Origin of the sequence: Leptospira montravelensis, assembly GCF_004770045.1 — a bacterium.
GTDB lineage: Bacteria > Spirochaetota > Leptospiria > Leptospirales > Leptospiraceae > Leptospira_A > Leptospira_A montravelensis.
The window spans coordinates 411,493-431,910 of record NZ_RQFO01000017.1 but is presented as its reverse complement, the minus strand read 5'-3'; the positions used below and the strand labels follow the sequence as shown (position 1 = coordinate 431,910).

Annotated in this window: 17 protein-coding genes; 5 read left to right on the top strand and 12 right to left on the bottom strand. The window is 36.2% G+C overall.

Features of this window, described 5'->3' with window-relative positions:
• The first annotated feature begins 114 nt into the window (after nt 1-114).
• Nucleotides 115-2,121, top strand: coding sequence for a tetratricopeptide repeat protein (locus EHQ31_RS15905; protein ID WP_338069475.1), 2,007 nt, complete (start codon nt 115-117; stop codon nt 2,119-2,121).
• On the opposite strand, the gene EHQ31_RS15900 is transcribed toward EHQ31_RS15905, so the two are convergent.
• Genes EHQ31_RS15900 through pgsB form a run of 5 tightly spaced genes read right to left on the bottom strand, consistent with a single transcriptional unit; the run spans nt 2,105 to nt 5,679 of the window.
• Nucleotides 2,105-2,647 (bottom strand): LIC_12238 family plasminogen-binding lipoprotein, encoded by a 543-nt coding sequence (locus EHQ31_RS15900; RefSeq protein WP_135571884.1) that lies wholly within the window; start codon nt 2,645-2,647, stop codon nt 2,105-2,107. The genes EHQ31_RS15905 and EHQ31_RS15900 overlap by 17 nt on opposite strands.
• A gap of 53 nt (nt 2,648-2,700) precedes the next feature.
• Nucleotides 2,701-2,889 (bottom strand): hypothetical protein, encoded by a 189-nt coding sequence (locus EHQ31_RS15895; protein ID WP_135571882.1) that lies wholly within the window; start codon nt 2,887-2,889, stop codon nt 2,701-2,703.
• Between the two features lie 6 nt (nt 2,890-2,895).
• Nucleotides 2,896-4,026, bottom strand: a complete 1,131-nt coding sequence (gene pgsW, locus EHQ31_RS15890) for a poly-gamma-glutamate system protein (protein WP_135573992.1) — start codon at nt 4,024-4,026, stop codon at nt 2,896-2,898.
• Nucleotides 4,026-4,490, bottom strand: a complete 465-nt coding sequence (pgsC, locus tag EHQ31_RS15885; RefSeq protein WP_135571880.1) for a poly-gamma-glutamate biosynthesis protein PgsC — start codon at nt 4,488-4,490, stop codon at nt 4,026-4,028. Before pgsC ends, pgsW begins: the two co-directional genes overlap by 1 nt.
• On the bottom strand, nt 4,483-5,679 hold the full coding sequence (gene pgsB, locus EHQ31_RS15880; RefSeq protein WP_135571878.1) for a poly-gamma-glutamate synthase PgsB: 1,197 nt from the start codon (nt 5,677-5,679) through the stop codon (nt 4,483-4,485). Before pgsB ends, pgsC begins: the two co-directional genes overlap by 8 nt.
• 84 nt (nt 5,680-5,763) lie before the next feature.
• On the opposite strand from pgsB, the gene EHQ31_RS15875 reads away from it, so the two are divergent.
• The gene (locus tag EHQ31_RS15875; RefSeq protein WP_135571876.1) at nt 5,764-8,160 is read left to right on the top strand and encodes a SpoIIE family protein phosphatase; all 2,397 of its coding nucleotides are present in this window, start codon (nt 5,764-5,766) and stop codon (nt 8,158-8,160) included.
• Nucleotide 8,161: 1 nt separating this feature from the next.
• Here EHQ31_RS15875 and EHQ31_RS15870 read toward each other — a convergent pair whose 3' ends face one another.
• The 5 genes from EHQ31_RS15870 to EHQ31_RS15850 form a co-directional block, all read right to left on the bottom strand.
• On the bottom strand, nt 8,162-8,497 hold the full coding sequence (locus EHQ31_RS15870; RefSeq protein ID WP_135571874.1) for an STAS domain-containing protein: 336 nt from the start codon (nt 8,495-8,497) through the stop codon (nt 8,162-8,164).
• A 44-nt stretch (nt 8,498-8,541) separates the two neighbouring features.
• Nucleotides 8,542-10,590: a serine hydrolase domain-containing protein gene (locus tag EHQ31_RS15865; RefSeq protein WP_135571872.1), complete on the bottom strand. Its 2,049-nt coding sequence runs from the start codon at nt 10,588-10,590 to the stop codon at nt 8,542-8,544.
• A gap of 14 nt (nt 10,591-10,604) precedes the next feature.
• On the bottom strand, nt 10,605-12,257 hold the full coding sequence (gene gpmI, locus EHQ31_RS15860; RefSeq protein WP_135571870.1) for a 2,3-bisphosphoglycerate-independent phosphoglycerate mutase: 1,653 nt from the start codon (nt 12,255-12,257) through the stop codon (nt 10,605-10,607).
• 35 nt (nt 12,258-12,292) lie between these two features.
• Entirely contained in the window at nt 12,293-13,408 is a 1,116-nt protein-coding gene (locus tag EHQ31_RS15855) for a hypothetical protein (protein WP_135571868.1), read from the bottom strand.
• Nucleotides 13,409-13,659: 251 nt separating this feature from the next.
• Nucleotides 13,660-15,729, bottom strand: a complete 2,070-nt coding sequence (locus EHQ31_RS15850) for a TonB-dependent receptor (RefSeq protein WP_135571866.1) — start codon at nt 15,727-15,729, stop codon at nt 13,660-13,662.
• 82 nt (nt 15,730-15,811) lie between these two features.
• On the opposite strand from EHQ31_RS15850, the gene EHQ31_RS15845 reads away from it, so the two are divergent.
• Nucleotides 15,812-16,813 carry an adenosine kinase gene (locus tag EHQ31_RS15845; RefSeq protein ID WP_135571864.1) on the top strand — a complete coding sequence of 334 codons (1,002 nt, stop codon included), beginning with the start codon at nt 15,812-15,814 and terminating at the stop codon, nt 16,811-16,813.
• A 2-nt stretch (nt 16,814-16,815) separates the two neighbouring features.
• On the opposite strand, the gene EHQ31_RS15840 is transcribed toward EHQ31_RS15845, so the two are convergent.
• Nucleotides 16,816-17,214, bottom strand: a complete 399-nt coding sequence (locus tag EHQ31_RS15840; RefSeq protein WP_135571862.1) for a response regulator — start codon at nt 17,212-17,214, stop codon at nt 16,816-16,818.
• Nucleotides 17,211-18,629, bottom strand: coding sequence for an ATP-binding protein (locus EHQ31_RS15835; protein ID WP_244247433.1), 1,419 nt, complete (start codon nt 18,627-18,629; stop codon nt 17,211-17,213). Before EHQ31_RS15835 ends, EHQ31_RS15840 begins: the two co-directional genes overlap by 4 nt.
• Before the next feature lie 128 nt (nt 18,630-18,757).
• On the opposite strand from EHQ31_RS15835, the gene EHQ31_RS15830 reads away from it, so the two are divergent.
• Nucleotides 18,758-19,687: an ABC transporter ATP-binding protein gene (locus EHQ31_RS15830; RefSeq protein ID WP_135571859.1), complete on the top strand. Its 930-nt coding sequence runs from the start codon at nt 18,758-18,760 to the stop codon at nt 19,685-19,687.
• A complete protein-coding gene (locus EHQ31_RS15825; protein WP_004786382.1) occupies nt 19,684-20,415 on the top strand; it encodes an ABC transporter permease in 732 nt (243 codons plus the stop codon). Before EHQ31_RS15830 ends, EHQ31_RS15825 begins: the two co-directional genes overlap by 4 nt.
• Nucleotides 20,416-20,418: the final 3 nt, after the last annotated feature.

Here is a 20,418-nt window from a genome sequence, read left to right as displayed (position 1 = left end):
CTGAAAATTCGGAGAGGAATGAGAGGGAAGATGAAAGTTGGCTTTCTTAGGAAGCTGTGGACCAACGTTACAATCGTGAAAACCGCAAAAAGATTACCTCTTGATGTTAGTTTTATGCCACTCTACCTATCCTTTTGTCTTTTGGTTTTCTCTTCCTTCCTAAGTGGGTTTGGTGCCCTTTGGGCAGGGGAAGAGGACAGGAGAAATCCTTTGTCAGGACTTTATTTATCTCCCTTACAAGTCATCTCCACAGAGGAAATCCAAACCTTAGATTCAGAAAAAAGAATTCCCGTAGACGAAGATTCTGGAATTGCCCTTAGGGAAGAACCAAAACCCTTAGATCCCAATGCTCAGGATGTCCCTGTCATTCCGGGGGCGGACACTCCAGTGGATGCGGGAGTAGAGTCTGGACCTAAAAATATAGAAACTAAGATCCGTGAGGCGGAAGGCCTTCTCAAACGTTATTACAGTCAGTTCATAGAAGAAAAACGAATTTGGGAAGACCGAGAAAAAGGCAATGTTTATAACTCCAGAACGGAGATGAATGATATTCGTCTTTTGTTGTGGCAAAGCACTCATAAAAATACAGAAACTTATATTGTTCGGGACTCTCCCTTATTATACCAATTACACATAAGGCTTGCTAGGTTGTATGTTGAGTCCGAAAAGTATGCACCAGCGTTAAGGCATTATCTTGCAGCGTTTCGATACCATCCATTGGAAATGACAGAAGAAGGATTTCGGAACGGAGAATGGCAAAAAGAAGATGTATTAGGATATGATGCAAATTCTGCAAAAGAACATGACCGTTTCTATAATGAATGGAAACAAGCAGAACAAAAAGTAAAAAAAACAAAAGATGATATCCACATCAAAGAAAGTAATTGGATCCGAGAAGGGAAAAGTTTAGCCGATTTGATTCCTCAATCAAAAGTTTGGAAAGAAGATGTCCGCCTCGCTGAAGAAAATCGAAAACAAACGAAACAAAGATATGATGAATCCGTAAACCAACGTTATTTGGCCTATCTAAATAAACGCAAACAAATTGAATCCAACGACTTATATGCATTTGCTAATGTAGTTCGTAAATTAGAGGATGATAACAAAGAACGACTAAAGATCGTAAACAAACTTGGTACCGCGGGAAAGGGGATTTATGTTTTATTCGATTATAAGAGAAACACTGATTTTTTTGCTTATGAATTAATATTGGAACGTGCCTATCGGCTGTGGAATGAAAATCCATTGGTGTTAACTGATATTGCCGAACAATATAGACAAGATGGTAAAAAGGAAAGAGCCGCTGACTTTTATGAAAAAGGTTTGATCGAACTTTTAAAAGGAAAAAATCCCACAGCCGAAGAACAAGAAAGAATCATAAAATCAAATTTACGTTTGGCCACTCTCAATGCGGATTTAAAAAGAAATATTCTCGCAGGTCAATATTACGAAAAGTATTTTAACTTATCTCCAGATTCTGTTGATAAAACGAGAGTTTCCTATGAAATAGGAGTGTTTTTCAATTCACAAATTGGAGACCCGGACCGAGCCGCACCTTTTTTAGAGTATTGGTTGGAACGAAATAGTAAGGATTGGAATCCTTCGTTAGATGCAGATACAGGGCTTACCGAACTTGAATCCATCGCCTATTATTATCTGAGTAAAAAAGATAAAAAATACAAACGAAATGAATTGGAACGTAATAAACTGAATCTTTCCTTTTCTCAATGGAAACGTTTAGATGAAAAGATGTTAAATGCTGAAAAAGAACTCAAAGATATGATTGAGAAAAAACAAAGTCTCAAAAAAGATCTGATGGTCACAACTCTCGATGATATTCTTTCGCAGTATCGATTGATGGATTTAAAAATTGAAGACCAAGAAGCAATCATCCGTGTTTTAGAAACCAAAAGAAATAAAATTCCTTTGATAAAAATATTATTTCGATTAGGAGTGCTCGCTGAAGAATCTAGAGATTTTGTGAAAGCAAAAGAGTATTATGAACTTATCGTTAACAAAGGTGGCGAAACCGATATCCGCGTTGCTTTGAAAGAACTGGAACGAGTCAAAAGAATTTTAGAAACAGGAAATATACAACCGCCAATTAACGAGAGTATTTGATGATTTCATCTGTTTGATCACCAGCTAATTCTTGTTCAAGATTTTCTTGAGTATAACCTTCGTCTGGTAAAACGCGAAATTTTACTTCATCTACCGTATCACCTTCATGGACGATTTTGATTAAATACTCACCTGTCCTAAGAAGAGAAAATTCATCTCTAATGGCAAGGGAATCCGGTTCTACTCGTTTTTTCTTGATATCAATTTCAACAAAATCAAGTTCATAACGATTGAGTGAAATATAGAAGTCTGTTTCTAAACCAGGACTTCTAGAAAACTGATAAACATAATGAATGGTGTCTGAAGGAGAAAAGATAAGATCATCTCGCATCATTTTATAGTCGGTGATGGTTTGGATGTTTTTTTCTAAAATATCCATCTCTTCCATTTTGGTGGTGGTCCAACCAAACTCGCCTTTGGGGACACCACATTGGATCAGGGTGATGGTAAAAAGAATGGGAAGTAAGGGAAAAATATTTTTGGATACAATCCGAATGAGGGGACTTGGAATCGAATTCTGTCTCATCTTAGTTTGATTTTCGACAGAATTCCTAATTCGCCTGTTAGGAAATAGGGACTTTAATCGATTATTTTTCCCCGGTCTGAGATATCCTTTTCGCGAGGTTTGGTCCACTCAGAAGGTTTGGGGTTTCCTTCCTTTTGCCTGTTTCCCAACTCTTCCGCAATTTTTGCCGGTAAAATCAGAATCCGACTGACCCAACGTAAAACCAAAAAAAGAAGAATAGAAAGGACTATGATTTTTGCCATATTACCTCACTTAGCTCGTAAGGATTTGGGAAGATGGCGATCTTCTTCATTTTCGCCCCAACCGAGCCTCGTTACACCATACAATCCAACCAGGAGAAAAAGGAAAACGGAAAGATAGAGTATGGGACTGTATTCTTCGGAATAAAACACTCTCCCTTCCCCTGGTTTCGGAACTTTTTTGGGAGTTTGGGGAAGGCCAAATTTCCTTGCGAGTGATTCAATTTGAATGAAATTGATAACAGGAACTTCGCGTTCCAAAAAGGATTTAATGACAGAATTGGGAACATGGACTTCTTCCGGTAAGTTCGTGATGAGTCCATTTTTGAATACTTGTTTGCCGAGATTGGTACCAAGGATCGTTGTTCCTCCACCCACATTCACAAACAATTTGATTGGTTTCCCACCTGATAATTCTTCATAGAGTTTCATTCGTTTCTCAATGGAATCATCAAAATGAAGAGGATCTAAGAGTTTTACTTGGTTTCTTTGTAAAGCAAGACCAAGAAGAATTTTCCCTTCTTTAGATATACCCATTGCTTTGTCTTGAATTCCTCCAAGAGACGCATAACTAGACTTAAATGAAAAGATTCCAGATTCAGCCAGTTCTCTTTCCATATCTAACCAAAGCATTTGAGGATGGTTGGCACCAAATTGTGATGCTGAGGCACTGGAAATAATAATAGGTTTGAGTTTTAATGTTTCAAGTGCTGCATATAAACAAAGATTCAGTGCAGGAAAAGATCCGGATACGGCAACGGCCACTGTGTCACCTTCTTCTAGTTTTGCTTTTTTTAGAAATTGGATCATCACTGCAGCAAAGTTTGGGTTGATGGATGTTTGTTTGGCTGACAACGAACCACTGTTACTCGTTACTGGCGTTAAAAAGTCTCCGATAAATCCTGAATTGGTAGGGTCTAGTTCCTTATAATCAGGTTTTTTATGTTTGAGAAGTTCCGGTTTTAAAATTTGAAATCCACGTTCGGCTAGTTTTGCGGCATGAAGTTTCTTTTTGAAATAGGATTGTTCTTTTTTAACCTTACAGGTTTCAATTAACAGAAGGCCTAAAATTCCTAAAATTGCTAATAAAAAGAGAGCGATTCGGCTATGTTTCCACGGCGACCAATAAATTTTAGTCATCATAAAGTTTCTAACTCTGTACCCAAGATAAAGATGAGAAGGATTTTTACAAATATAGCTGCCAAGATAAGAACTGATGTGGTTTCTAAAACTCCTTGTCTTTCATACCAAACAGCAATGAGACCAGGAATAATAAATCCGATTCCTCTTACTTCTGCAAGATATCCAATATCTACATCGGGAAGGATTTGGTAATTCAGCAAATATCCGAAGAAATAACCAAATAACAATATAAAGACGATTTTTCTTTTTCCAAATATTAATAAAAAATTAGATAACACTTCTACACAAATATAGGAGAGTAATGCGATTAAAAAAGTAAGAGTTATATTTTTAGGATGATTTAATGATAAAGCCAAATATCCCGGCACGACAAGTCCTGTTCCGAGAATTCCGAACAATTCCGAAAATACTAAACTGACAACAAGGCTAAGCCCAATAGAAAGTGGAAGAATTTCATTCATTGGTTTGTTCCGACCTATTTTTCAGATATAAAGATAAATCCATTCCTAAACCTACTATATTTCCAATCCCAAAAACCATAGATTGTTTTGGTAGAATCGAAAGTAACGATTCAAAAATTCCATCTAAACTTAAATGTTCCCAAACAAAAATAGGTATGTCTTTTTTGGAATATGTTTTTAAATATTTAAAAGCAAGAGAAGTGGAGGAACCAATTAAAATTACCGCATCATATCCTTCCCAATTTGCAAATTCCTTTGTTAGTTGATGGCTTCGTTCCGGCCTATCATCTCTTGTATGAAATAATATATATCGTTTATTGTATTGAGGATATCTATCAATTACAGAGGACCAAATCAGTTTTGTACTATTGGGATCGTTGGCAGCCATTGCATTGACATAAATAAATTCTTTTCCAAAAAAATGGATAGGAGATACGGAAAGGGCGCCTGGATCTGGATTTACTTTCCACATTGCTTCTAACGCATTTTTTCTTTCCACTCCCAGGATTTCGCAAACCTTTAGAGCCAAATTCACATTTTCTTTATGTTCCCAATAAGAAAACTTATTCATTTCATCATCGGAGACTGTGTGCTCTGATTCTTCTTGGATGAAAATGGCATTTGTTTTTCTGTCCTCACATACTTTGAGGATTATGGATTCAAAATCTGTTGGACCTGCTACAAGAGTACCTTTTACGGGGCAACCAGATAATAATGATTTTGCGACATCTTTTAAATCAGGTCCCATTACTTCTAGATGGTCTTCTCTGATATTAGTTATCACTCCAATGTCAGATTTCAAAATTTGTCCTTCACTTGCCCACTGGTAACGTGGTTCTAAGGCCATACATTCTAAAACGACTATTTCTGCTCCCATACGACTTGCTTTTTTTAGAATTTTAATTTGTTCTAAAATAGATGGTTTTCCAAATCGAGAGATAGATTCTTCTGATCCATCAGGAAAAATCATCCTTGCCATTGTTCCTGTTGTTTTTGCAAATACAGACATTCCTGTAGAGGAAAGTCCTGCTCGTATAAGTCTTGTTACGCTTGATTTCCCTCTTGTTCCATTTACGTGAATTCGGTGTTTGAATTTTTTTAAAGTTTGGTTGTGTATAAAATATTCAAAAGTATAATAAAGTAGCAAAATGAGGATAATTATGAAAAAAAGAAATGCGTTTGGTTTCATCTGAAATTTTTTTGATGATACATTTCCTTCAAGGGAATGTCATTTGATTGTAACTCAATTCTGAGAAGATTCACGTAATTTTCTATGAGCATACGTTACAAATTCTTATTAATATTGAGTGTGAGTCAAATTCTTCTTGTAATCGCTCTCACCACCAGTTTCGCCTATCTTTTGCAATCTGTAAAAAATATACCACAAACGCAGCGAGCTGAGGATCTTTCTCGAAATTTTCAAAGAGAGTTGGAATTTAAAGAAGAAAAACTTCGATTATTATTAGAGGAAATCACTTTTAATTCCCAAACCAGAGGAATTTTGGAAAGAGGTCTAACGGATCGCTCTGTTCTTTCCAAGGAACTTCCTTATTTACAACAAATTCTAAAAAGATATGGTCTTTCGATTTTTGAAATTGGTGATCACCAAGGTAAGGTTTTGTTTCGAGTACATCGCCCCAAAGACTTTGGAGATGATAAAAAAAACCAACCGATTATTAAAAACGCATTGAATGGAGAGTCCACTGCGGCTCTGGAAGACGGACATAGTGGACTCGGATTTCGTTTGGCGGCACCACTGTTTGGTCGTGGGACCATTCTTATCGGTCAAGTCGTAGATGATAATTTCACAAAAACGATTTCCAAAGACAATCGAATTCATTTAGCAATTTTTCAAGAAGGAAAAGTAAAAACTATTGGTTCCGATACCATTCGTATGGTGATGAATGAAAAACCAGATTTGTTAATGGAGGAACAAAGGTTTCATTTTCAAAAAAAACCCTATTATTTAGTGAAAATTCCTTATGTTGGTAATTCACAATCGGTGAAACAATTGGTATTTCATGTGATGATTGATGAAAATGAGGTGGAATCAAAAACTTGGAGAATTTGGTCCTTTTTTGTTGTCGCCTCCTTAGTGTTATGTGGCGTAATTTTCCTTATTTCCTTTTTGTTTTCAAGAGATATGGTCGAAGCGATTAAACTTCTAACCAGTGCAATGGTTGATTTAGACCAATGGAAACCAGAAACTTTGCCAACTCATAGAAGTGATGAAATTGGTCAGATGGGAAGAGTTTTTGTCGAGATGAAAGAGGAGTTGTCGGAACACCAAAATCATTTAGAGGAAATGGTAAATCTAAGGACCAGAGAATTAAATGAAACATTATCGGAAATGCAAAAACTGCAAGACAAACAAGATGGAGATTATTTTTTAACTTCACTTTTAATCAAACCTTTGCGAGGTTCTTTTTCCAAATCAGAAACGGTTTCCGTTAAAATTTTTGAAAGACAAATGAAACAATTCAAATTCAGAAATAAACAATCTGAAATTGGAGGAGACCTTTCGGTTTCTGATTCCATTTATTTGATGGGTAAAAAATATACTGTCTTTTTAAACGCCGATGCAATGGGTAAGTCCATCCAAGGAGCAGGTGGAGCTCTAGTCATGGGAACAGTTTTTAAATCCATTATCACAAGAACTCAAAAATTACGTTATATGCAAGATCGACACCCTGAACGTTGGTTGAAGGAATGTTTTCAGGAAGTTCATAACGTTTTTATTAGTTTTGACGGCCATATGTTACTTTCCGCCATATTGGGATTAGTTGATGAAGAAACAGGGACTTTGTATTACATCAATGCTGAACATCCTTGGATTGTTCTTTATCGAGATGGAAATGCAAGTTTTCTTGAGAATGAACATTCTTTAAGAAAAATCGGATTCACCGAAATGAGTGGTGACGAAGTGGTCATCCAAATTTATCCCTTACGACCAGGTGATGTGTTGATATTGGGTTCTGATGGGCGAGATGATTTATTTGTGGGTCAGTCAGGTGGAAACCGTGTAATTAATGATGATGAAACTATCTTCTTAAGACATGTCGCTGAAGGAGCAGGTGACTTGGAGCAAATTTGTAAAGTAATGTTACAATTTGGAGATCTCACTGATGACTTAAGTTTGATGCGTATTGCATTTTTAGAAGAAGTTGCCTATGCAGCAAAAGAATCAACAAAACCTACTGTTTATTATCAAATGTTAGGTGAAGGGATTCAATCCTATCGGGACGGGGAATGGAATAATGCCATTTTTGCTTTAGAGTTAGCATTAGACTCTGAACCAGATGATCTTTATTGTTTAAGAGAATTATCTAAATTGTATATGAAATCGAAGGATTATGAAAAGGCAATTGAACTTGCCAATCGATATTTACAATTAAATCCAGGTGATACAGATTTTTTATTTTATATTGCCTATGCTCATAAACAAAGAAGAGATTTTGTATTAGCAACTGATTTTGCAGAAAGACTTCGATTTAGAGATCCTAAAAACTTCAATAATCTTTTGTTACTTGCGGAAATTCTAATGCACAGACGAGATATAGAAAGGTCGAAAGAAGTGCTTTTAAACCTTCAAGAAATTGCACCTGAAAATCCCAAAGTACAAAAGTTAAAAAACTTTTGGAAAAAAATGGTTACTACTTCGGTAACTTAGTTTATTTGAAGGAATCAATTGCCTCTTCCGTACTTTCAAAGATTTGAATTACGGAAGATATTTTCGAAATTCGAAAAATTTGCCTGATGGTTTTGGATACGTTAACAATTCGTAATCCTCCACCTAACTCAGATAATTTATCATTTAGGGACATGATGAGGCCAAACCCGGAAGAGTCTATGAAACTGACACCTTCTAAATCGAAGATAAACCTGTGTTCCTTCTGGGACGCCGATTCCTTGATTCGTTCTTTTAGAATACCGGCATTTAACATATCTAAGTTGCCAAATAATTTCAGAACAACAATGCCGTTGAATTTAGATTCTGTATATTCCATTGAACCGATTTGAGAATAGCTAATTTTGGAAATTGGTCAATAGATTAATTCACAAACTTGTCCCATTTTTCTTCTACTGAAATGGACCTGAGAATCCGCCAGATCAGTTTGGAACCATTTTCCGAATTGGTCATGATGACCACCCCATACCCCTTTTCTGTATTGAAAAGAGCAAGCGACTTATGTCCCTTTGTATGGCCTCCGTGGAAAAAATATTCCGTTTTTCCGGTGCGGTTTAGGAAGAATCCGTGGGCTACCAGTGCGTGAACCGTAAGATTGGCGGCACTCATTTTTGGGGAAAGCAAATATTCTGCCGATTCTTTGGTTAAAAAGTTCGATTTGCCTTGTTTAGCTTTTGCCACTTCCGCAAATAATAGGCCAACTTCCTCAGGGGTTGTCCAAAGTCCTCCAGAGGAAAGTTCAGGCGTAACAAATGTTTTTTGCGGTAAAATATTTCCAAGTTCATCATATCCATCGCAACGGTCATCACTCGTTGTAAGATTTTGTCGAAACGTGCTGCGGTTCATGCGTAGGGGTTGGAATACAATCTCAGACATAAGGTTTTGAAATGATTTTCCAGTTCGTTCGGTGAGGATCTCTTGCACAATGCTATAGCCACCGCCTGAATACCTCGATTTAGTTCCTGGTTTATAATATAACTTTAACCCATTCCCTTTAGTCGTATTGGTATCTTTTAATTCGCGTAAATGTTTTTTCCCAGAGTTTACCGGATCATCCCAGTTTCCTTTTTCTGTAAGTCCACTAGTATGTGAAAGTAATAGGTCGAGATTTACAAGTGATCTTTTTTTACCTTTAGGAATAGAAACTTTGTATTGTTTAAGTTTTCCTATCCAATTAGAATATAAATCTAATTCGTTTTCTTCAACTAATCTAAGTGTTGCGGTAGCAGTCATTGTTTTGGAAAGGGAACCTGCTCGAAACAATGTGTTCTGGGATTTTGTTCCGTACATCTTTTTCCAACTCAAGGAATAATTTTTAAACACGGCAATTCCTAAAGATGGAACTTTTTCTTCTTTCATCATATCTTCAATATAGATTTCGTTTGGAAGATTGGTTTTCTTTTTAAGATTTAATTTTTTAGCATCAAAAATAATCTCTGTAAGTGCTGATTTTACGGAAGATAAATCTCCCTTACTTCTGCCATAGGGACTTACGACAGTAATGAAAATTCTACTTTTTAGATCGTGGTATACAAAGTTTGAAATCCCTTTTTCTTTACCATAAGTCCAATAAAAATAATCTCCAACGAATACTCCTTCACCAAACGCAATGGGATCTTCTGAGATGGAGTCAGACAAAACGGTTTTTTTAATGATTGAATCTCGTGATAATTTTGATATTAGTTTTGGTTTTTTTATCTCCTCACTAAAAATCACAAGATCCTCTGGAGTAGAATAAATCCCACTATTGCCAATTAAAACTTCGTTAGAATCTACATTTGTGTTTTGAAATCCTAAAGGCCTAAAAATTCGTTCTTTCAAAAATTGGGAATAAGAAGTGCCTGATGCTTTTTCAATGATATAGGTTAATAGAAGATAATCGAGTCGACTGTATTTCCAATACTCTCCTGGAGGAAATGCAGGTTTCAATTTTGATTCTAAAAAAAGTCTTTTAATGTCTTCACGTTTTAGATTACTTTTTTCTAAATCAATATTTGGTAGAAACTCTATAATTTTTGGTAATCCTGATGTATGACGCAATAAATGTTCTATTTTGACTTTTGAATCGGGAAACCATTTTAAATGTTTAGATACAGGATCAGTTAGGGAAATTTTTTTCTCTTCTTCTAAAATGTGAATGGCAAAGGAAGTAAACGTTTTGGTTGATTCACCTAACGGGAAATTGCGTTTTTTGTAAAGTTGTGAACTTTTTCGTTTTTTACCTGGGTAAATGGATTCTCTAAAGAGTATGTTATCATCTTGCGAAATGAGAACCACTCCTTGAAAACCTTCTTGTTTGATTTTCTTTCTGATTTTTTCTTTAGTTTCTTCCGAGAAGGAACCTATTTCGGACTCAGTACAGTGAATAAAAAATAAACTGAATATAAGTCCGATGGAAATCCGAAATTTCATGTTACGTTAGAAATTTAGTCTCTAGTGATTAGACTTGGATGATATCCTTCTGGTGCTTCAAATCCTAAAAGATCCATCATCGTTGCTGCTACATTGGCAAGACCTTTTTCTTTTAAGCTTTGATTAAGTTTGATTTTTCCTTTTGGATCATAAAGAACGAATTGCACTGGATTTAAAGTGTGACTTGTTTTGGGAACTGGATTTCCGTCTTTTGATGTTTCTGCTGTACCTTTTTTGTTTAGTTGATACATTTCATCTGCGTTACCATGATCAGCAGTAATACATAAAACAGTTCCTGTTTCATCACAGATTTTTTTCACTCGTTCTAAACATACGTCTAAGTATTCCAATCCACGAACGGTTGCATCCATATTTCCCGTATGTCCCACCATATCTCCGTTAGCATAGTTCACTCTTAAAAAAGGGAATTTGTGTGAAGTTAAAGCAAGAACTAAATTATCGGTGATTTCTTTTGCTTTCATTTCTGGCTTTTGGTCAAACGGAATGATGTCTGATTTTACTTCTTCGTAAGTTTCCAATGTTTGATTGAAATAACCTGATCGATTTCCATTCCAAAAAAATGTAACGTGACCATATTTTTGTGTTTCGGAAAGAGCATACTGAGCAACACCTTCATTTGCAAAATACTCACCCATCGTTCTGTCAATGGCAGGTGGCGCAACTAAGTATTGTTTGGGGATAAAGAGGTCTCCATCGTATTGCATCATCCCAGCAAATTCAATTTTAGGAAATCTTTTTCGATGAAAGTTAGTTAATGTCTCTTCTGTAAAAGCTCTAGAGATTTCGATCGCACGGTCACCACGGAAGTTAAAAAATACAACTGAGTCATTGTCTTCCACTTTACCCACTGGTTTGCCATTTGCATCACTGATCACAAATCCTGGCAAATACTGGTCAATAACAGAAGGATTTTCTTTTCGGAAAGTTTCGATTGCTTCTTTGGCAGAAGAAAAAGTTCGACCTTCACCTTCGACGTGATGATTCCAACCTCTTTCCACCATAGACCAATCCGCATCATAACGGTCCATTGTAAGTTCCATACGTCCACCACCAGATGCAATTTGGATATCGATACCATTTTTACGAAAAGTATCTAGATATTCTTCAAACGGATTTAGATAGTCTAACGCAGATTTTTCGGGAACATCTCTTCCATCCAGGAGGATATGTAATCGGATTTTTTTTACATCTTCCTTGATTGCGTTGTTTATGAGTGCTTTTAAATGATCGATATGACTATGAACGTTTCCATCGGAGAACAAACCGAGGAAATGAAATGTAGATTGGTTGGATTTACAATTGGAAATACATTTTTTCCAAATAGGGCCTGTGAACAAACTTCCATTTTCAATAGATTGAGAAACTAATTTAGCACCTTGGTCAAATATCCGTCCAGATCCTAAAACATTATGCCCTACTTCTGAGTTGCCCATATCTTCATCACTAGGCATACCTACGGCAGTTCCATGTGCTTTTAATAAAACTGTTGGTTCTGTATTCCAAAGTCCTTTTAGGACAGGCATCTTGGCTTTGGCAACTGCATTCCCATTTTCATAACCCTTTTCTGTAAAACCAACTCCATCTAAAATGATGAGTAAAACTTGTTTGGTTAATGGGCCGTTTGGATTTTTCTTTAGAGTTAACATAAATTAGATTCCCCTGTCTTTTTCCACTGTGGGATTTATTGTAGATTTTGCAACTGGAAGATATCAAAAGGAGTTAGTTCTACCGAACTAGGTATGGGATTTAAAAGTACATTTCCTAAATTGGAGTCATAAACATAAATTCCCGGTTTTGTAAAATCGGTAGATCCAACTAATAATTTGCCTTCATTTGTTAGCAATAATCCAGATAGACTAATGCCAATATTTCCTGGAATTTCTAGTAATGTCCCAAGACGTTCGCCGGTTCTTGGACGAAAGGCTTGGATCGTTTTAGTAAATTTAGAATCAAGAACAGCAGCAAATCCTAATTCATCATTTTTGATTTGGAAGGCAAGGATATCACCACCAGCAGTTTCTTCAGCAAATAAGCGATTCGGATGAAACTGCCTAGTGTTTAAACGAAAAGCTATGATACCTGCATCGATTTGTGAAATAAAACCAACTCGACCGACACAGGAAAATACCAAGTGAGGTTCACCAAATAGATTTAGTTTTTGGATTTTGGAACTTGGGTTTCTATAGGGAAGGGTATACACGGTTCTAATTTGGTTTAAATCCATATCAATTTCAACTAGATAGGAATCTGAGTTAGGTGGTAAGTATCCCGATGCATCGTTTCTGTCTAGGCGTTGTAATAATATGAATAAACTTGATCCTTCTTGAGCCATATAAGAAGCTTCGACTGAGTTATCAGGAACTCCTGAAGTAGAAAATGTTTCTTTTAATGAAGCAAAAGAAACACCTCCTACTTTTGTTCCATTGGATCTTGAATATATAGCCAACTCATCTGAATTGTACAAACTTATGAAATATTTATCGTTCCAAACGGAAATGTCTTGTGGATTTTTTCCTTGGCCAACACTAAACTCCTGTTCGGTTGTAAATCCAAGTTGTGGGTTTAATACTTGGATATTGTCACGATTCAAACGATTGACTATAAACACTCTATCATTGGAATATCTTCCGACTGCATCAGAATGGATTGGGACTGATGTAGGAAAAGTGGTAAATGAGTTTGGTTCAAAAGTTTTAAACCTTCCCCCACTGGCAAAATCAGAAGTCACAACACCTACCGAAGTCGGAGAAGCTGACAAAAATAAAAATTGAAAAAAGTTTGGTTTTTCAATTTCCATTTGAGAACAATGGAAATGAAAAAACAAAACGGGAAATATGCGTAATGCGTTAAAAATGCGCGAGGGGTCGAACTTGTAATTGGAATATCGAGTTATGGGGAATATTCGTATTTCGTATAACTCGCGCGAGTGTGGAATTATGCGTGGTGCGCTTAAAACGCGTAAAGGTGTGAATATGCGTGATGCGCATAACACTCTCGAAGGTTTGAGTTTAGGTCTTAAATCCAGAAAGTGGCGAATGGTATTCAACATTAGAATCGGTAACTCCCTGTGAAATAATAACTCCGACCCGGTAAAGGGTAACCTACCAGATCCTCAACTCGTTTGTCCGTTAAATTACGAACTTCAAAACCTAAAACTAATTCGTTTCCAGTTTCCAAATTTTTATAAGGTATGAACTGAAGATACAAATTCCAAAATTGCCGTGCTGGAAGATATCCTAAATATTCATTGGTTCTATCCCGAAAATTAGCACCAATATACTGGTATTCCAATCCTATTTCGCTAAATTCATTAAAAAGTGCAAGTAGTGCACTGCCTTGGCTTTTGGAGCGAAGGGGTAGATACTTTCCATTTAATGCCGGAGAATCAGAATAGTTTTTTGCATCTTGGTACGTATAATTAAAGTTAAATTTGATTCCTTTGTTCCAAATCATATTGTGGCTTGTTTCTAAACCTCGAATGAGTGCTTGGTCTACATTTTCAGGCCTAAGAGTAAATTGGGAATTAGGTAAAAACAAAATCATATCATAAATTCGTTTTTGAAAAATGGAGATATCTGACTGGATTTTCCAATTTGTAAATGGTTTTGTATTAAGATAAAACCCGAAATCTCCGTTTCTACTTTGTTCTGGCCTTAACTTGGTATTACCTACAATACTTCCTCTTTCTCCAAATAACTCTAAGAAGGTGGGGATACGAAAGTCTTTGCTGATGTTTCCAAGTGTTCCAAATTCTAAATTTTCTTTTTTAATCCAAATAATTTTAATACCAAAACTTGGATTGGTAAATGCTTGTCTGACATAAAAAACATCTGCTATTGGATCTAGGAGTTGATTGCGAACACTCGTTTCATCTTTTCCAAATCGATCCGTAAATCTTTCAAAACGAACTTGAGGGACTAAGAAAAGTCGGTTGGAAAAAAATCTTATTTCATCTTGAAAGGTGGCACTTAATGTATCACGACGTTTTTTAGGTTCTTTTCTTTCTGTTTCATGGTTGGACCTTTTTTCATATCGAGTAAAAAACTCTTGTTCTGTTTGGAAAGAGGACCTTATAATTTGATTATATTCTAATAAATATAAAGTGGGTGAAAGTTGAAAGCCGTATTGGTTTGTTTTGGTAAATGCATTTGGAGTTCCAAAGCTAAATTCTGATTTGGGATCAAAAAAATCATCTTTTGAAAAATTCCCGTAAGTTTTTGTTTCTAGTGTTAGATTTTGTAAAAGAAATTCATTTGTTTCTGTTGTGATCGCAGAAGAAAGTTTACTAAAAACTCGGTCCACTGCAACGGTCTGTCTGTTCCCTGGTCCAGGTAAGCCTTGTTTTCTGTGGATATAATCATTCAGTAAATTGATTTTTGTTTTTCCAAATTCTAACGAAAGATTTCCTGTAAATCCTGTTTTACGAAATTGTGAATTCCTGCGAGTATCGATTGTATCATCATAAGTATTAAATAAAACAGTACCTTTGTTATTGAGATAACTAAAATTTTGATCGGATGTTTCTTGGAGAGCCTGCACAAAATAAGAACCACTAGCAAATTGATCCATATGGGTGACAGTGGCTTTAGCAGTTTTAAAACTTCCACCCATCAAGTTGATTCTGGTGATTGGTTTATCAATTTTTGATTTGGAAATTAAATTGATAGATCCTCCAATTGCCGATCCCGAAAAACCGGCAGGAGTTCCCGATTTATAAATTTCAATTTTTTCCAAATTATCGAAAGGTAAATCTGCTAAATTAATTTCCCCACCCATTGAATTGTTAATGGGAACACCATTCCAATATACTTTGGATTGGTTTGGATTGGTTCCACGTAAGGATAACGTTGAATAAGATCCAAGTCCTCCATATTGTCTCACTCGGACTCCTGCTTCTCGGTTGAGAACATCGGGTAAGCTGGTGTAACGGGTGTTTGTTTGTGATAAATCAATTTCTTTTTGAAACCCTGTTGGGTTTTTAGCAAAGTTTGAGTTTTTAAACTGAGAGTCCACATTGGCTCGAATTTCCACTTCTTTCGTATCTTTGGTTTGCGCAAAAATGGTAAAGGGTGTCAAACTGAAACAAAGCAGAATCGATAATCTGAATTTGGAAACCATTGAAGGGTATTTTCTCGGTACCTGCCAAACTGAAATAGGAAAATTGAGTGTCAATTCCCTAAAGGAAAAAAGCATTGTCCCCATGAAGCATTACGACGTATTCGGCGTAGGGAACGCCCTAGTAGATATCATTGCCTTTATCAGTCCCAATTTTTTAGAAAAACAAAATATCACTAAGGGTGTTATGACTCTTGTAGATGAATCCAGACAAGGTCAAATTCTTGCTGATCTTCATGATGAAAAGAAAGAACTTCGCTCTGGTGGGAGTGCGGCCAACACAATGATTGCGATTGCAAATTCCGGTGGAACATGCTGTTATACGGGAAAAGTAACTCATGATACTTATGGTGAATTTTACAAAAAAGATATGGAAGAGGCGGGTGTTTTATTTGAAACCAAACCTGATGCCAATGGCCATACTGGAACTTGCGTTGTATTAACTACACCTGATGCAGAACGTACAATGTTAACCAATCTTGCGATTTCAACATCACTTGGCCCCAATGATATCGATGTCAATAACTTAAAAAAAAGTAAATTTGTATATGTCGAAGGTTATTTGTGGGATGGAGATTCTACGAAAAAAGCAAGCGAACTGACTATGAAAGTAGCAAAGGAAAACAATGTAAAGGTTTCCTTTACTTATAGCGATCCTTTTTGTGTAAATCGTTCCCGAGATGAATTTATTCACCTAACAAAAGAATATGTAGACGTTGTTTTTTGTAACACGGAAGAAGGATTAGCTCTTAGTGGGGCAAAAACCGCAGTAGAGGCTGTGGAATATATTTCCAAACTTTGTCCTTTGGTTTTTATGACTGCTGGTAAAGACGGTGCTTATGTTGCTGAAAATGGCAAAATCACATTAGTTCCCGGATTTCCAGTAAAACCCATTGATACTACGGGAGCAGGGGATGCCTTTGCTGCTGGAGTTTTGTATGGTTTAACTCAAGGGTATTCATCACAAAAGTCAGCGCGTTGGGGAAACTATGTTGCCTCTCGCATTGTTTGCGAAGTGGGCCCACGTTTGTCGGTTCGCCTTATGGGAAGACAAGACGAAATTTTGGATGGGTTTAAAGACAAATAAGTTTAACGACTTTTTTTTGAATCTTCCCAAAGAGTTTGAATTTTATCAGCGATTTCAAGAGGGGCAAATGGTTTTTCAATCACACCTATGCCACCTCTTCTTTGGTATTCCAAAATTTCATTTTTTAAAACTCGCGAAGTAATAAAGGCTACAGGAATCGCTTTCGTTTCTGGAAAAATTTTTAGTTCTTCTATGAGTTCCATTCCATTCATTCCTGGCATCAAAACATCTAATAAGATCAAATCAGGTTGTAAGATAATTGCTTTTTGTAGTCCTTCCGGTCCCGTTTTTGCAAAACTCACCTGATAACTTGAGTTAAACTCTAAAGCAATCTTTAGGATTTCTACAATATCTTCTTCATCTTCAACAATTAACACATGTTTTAAAGCAGTATCTGTCATTGGTTGTATCCAGTAGGATTTGATCCTGGTTTGATGATTGGAAATTCAATTGTAAAAACAGTTCCCTTATCATCGGAAGTAAAAAATATTTTACCTTTCATTGCTTCTACAAATCCTTTGGTGATGGAAAGTCCAAGGCCGGATCCTCCCACTAATTTATCTTTAGGTGGCGCTCCTTGTGCGAATCTGTGAAATAACCTTGGTGCGAAATTAGGATCAATTCCTGGACCATTATCTTTAATTAATATTTGAGCATGAGTATCAGAAGGAACAACCGTGATATAAACCTCTGAAAACTTAGGTGTGTATTTGACTGCATTCGAAATCAGATTGGTGATACAATGATTTAACCTATCTTCATCTACGAAAACAGAAGTGGATGGAAAATTTTGATCATAATTCAGTAAAACATGGTATTGTTCGGCAAAGGTTCTCATCCCATCAACAGAAGTTTGAAGAATCTCCTCTATACGATAAGTTCTAAATTTAAAATTAATATTACCCGAATCCAAAGCTTCAATATCAAGTAAGTCCGTAACAAAACGTACAAGTCTTTGGGTGTTCTTGCGGCAGATATTTAGAAGGGATTTCGTTTGATTGGAGAGTTCGCCAGCCACACCAGCAAGCAATAAATCAATAGAGCCTTTAATCGATGTTAATGGAGTTCTTAACTCATGGCTTACTAAACTAATAAATTCGTTTTTTAAAGCTTCAGCTTTTTTTCGTTCGGTGATATTTCGAACGATTGCAAGGACATCCTCTTCTCCTGTTTTTGTGAACCTGGCTTCAAAATATTTTTCTCCGTCGTAATCTTCAATGGAATATTCATAAGTTTTGGTTTCACCAGTATCTAATACTTTTTCCAATATAGATTCAATTTCAGAAAGTTTTTTTGAAGGGAAAAGGTTCCCAATTCGTGTGAACCTGATTTCCTGGCCTTCATGAAGCGAGTCCCAACCTTTAAAATCTGGAAATTCTTTATGATCAATGACTGATCCATTTTTGTGAATCCCATATAATTTATCAGGGAGTGCGCTTAGGATAGCTTTGTTTTTATTTAGAACCTGACTATAGTTATCTCTAGCGTTTTTTTCTGTAGTGATTTCCGTCGCAATCAGGATCGTAAAATTTTCTTGTGGAAAAACTTGGGTCGCAAACCATCCTTTCGATTCTAAAAAAAATTCATCAGATCGGAATGTTTCTCTTTTTGCAATGGCTTCGGATAATTTTTTACCAAATTCAGTTTCATCTAGGTTTGGGAACAGATTCCAAATGTTTTGCCCTAACATCTGACTGGTGGATTTTTCCACCATGTTTTCTGCCGCAGAGTTTACGTAGGTATAATTTAGGTCCTTGTCCAAAACAAAAACGGCGTTGGCACGATTTTCCAAGATTTTATCGAAATATTGGGGCACAAATTTGTGCCAATTCTGTTGCAGAAGTAACTTTGCATCAAAAAAGCTGTCTTCATCCTTGAAAAAGCTTTTGATTTTTTCCAGAAATTCATTCATAGGTGCAGGTATACGAAAACTAAACCAGAGTTATGATTCAAGTCAGCAATTTATCAAAATTTTACGGCGAAAAACGAGCCATCTCAGGGCTTAATTTCAAATTAGAAAAAGGCGAAATCGTGGGTCTTTTGGGGCTCAATGGAGCCGGAAAAACTACGACCATTCGAATCCTGACTGGGTATTTGATCCCCAGTGCGGGTGATGCTTCGATTGATGGAAAGTCCATCTTTGACTTTCCATTGGAGGCAAAACAGAAAATTGGATATTTACCCGAAACTCCTCCACTATATGAGGACATGACCATCACTGAATATCTTCAATTTGTTGGTCGCATCAAAAAAATCGAAGAAACGAAACTAGTTTCCGAAATTGAGAAAGTTCTTTTAAAAACTAACATTACGACTGTTAAAGATAAATTAATTGGAACTTTATCTTTAGGATACCGAAAACGAGTGGGAATTGCACAGGCCATTTTAGGTGATCCAGAAATTGTGATTATGGACGAACCAATTTCAGGTCTTGACCCAAAACAAATTGTAGAGATTCGTAACTTAATCAGGAGTCTAGCTGGAGACCATACAGTTTTGATTTCCAGCCATATCTTAACAGAGATTTATAAAACCTGTGATAAGTTTTTATTTTTACACAAAGGAAGTTTAAAACAGGAACTTTCTCTTTCAAGGTTAGAAGAAGAAATGAATCGACTTGCTGGATGGGAAGTTGGACTATCTGGAAAAGAGTCTACCGAACTTCATTCATTCGTAAAATCTGTGATAGGTGGGTCAGATACTGTTACAGAACTCGGAATCAACAAAGAAGAAATTCAGTTTTTGGTGCGAACAACGAATCCAAAACAATTCAAAGAATCTTTGTTTTCCAAAGCACTCGCTGTAGGAATTCAAATTGAGTCTTTAAAAAAACAAGAAGTGTCATTAGAACAGATTTTTATGGAGAAAATATGAACTGGCAAACGGCTGTTTGGATCTATAAAAAAGAATTACGATTATTTTTTGGAACATATATGGGACCTTTGGTTCTAGGAGGAACTGCATTTTTGAATGCACTCTTCGTGATGATTCTAAATTTTAACGGAACTGCCAATTATGAAATTGCAACCTACATCACTTTCATTTCCTTTATGACAACCATTCTAATTGCAATGGTAATCATTTCAATGGGATCCATTGTAGAAGAAAGGAACAAAGGAACATTGGAATTACTTTTTACTTCCCCTGTTACCGATTTGGAAATTGTATTTGGTAAATTTTTGTTTGGTGTGACAGTATGTGGGATCATTACCATCTTTATCAATGGTCTCTTTCCATTGTTGTTATACTCTTTTTGGAAAGCTCCGTTTTATATGGTAGCTTCTGGTAGTGTCGGAGTATTTTTGTTAGGTGTTTTTACTTTCACGATCGGAATGTTTGGATCAAGCCTCGGCAAAAATCAAATGATTTCACTACTGATTTCAGTTTTAATCATTTTGACATTATGGGTTGTTGGGTATTTTTCTCACCTTTTCCAAGCAACAACGAGAAAGGTTCTCTTTCACTTACATATTTTTTCGCACTTTGCGGCTTTTGCCAAAGGGGTTGTTCCTTTAACAGGAATCGTATTTTTCCTTAGTGGAACATTTTTGTTTCTATATCTTACCGTAAAGGTCTTGGAATCCAGGAGATGGAGGGGGTAGACC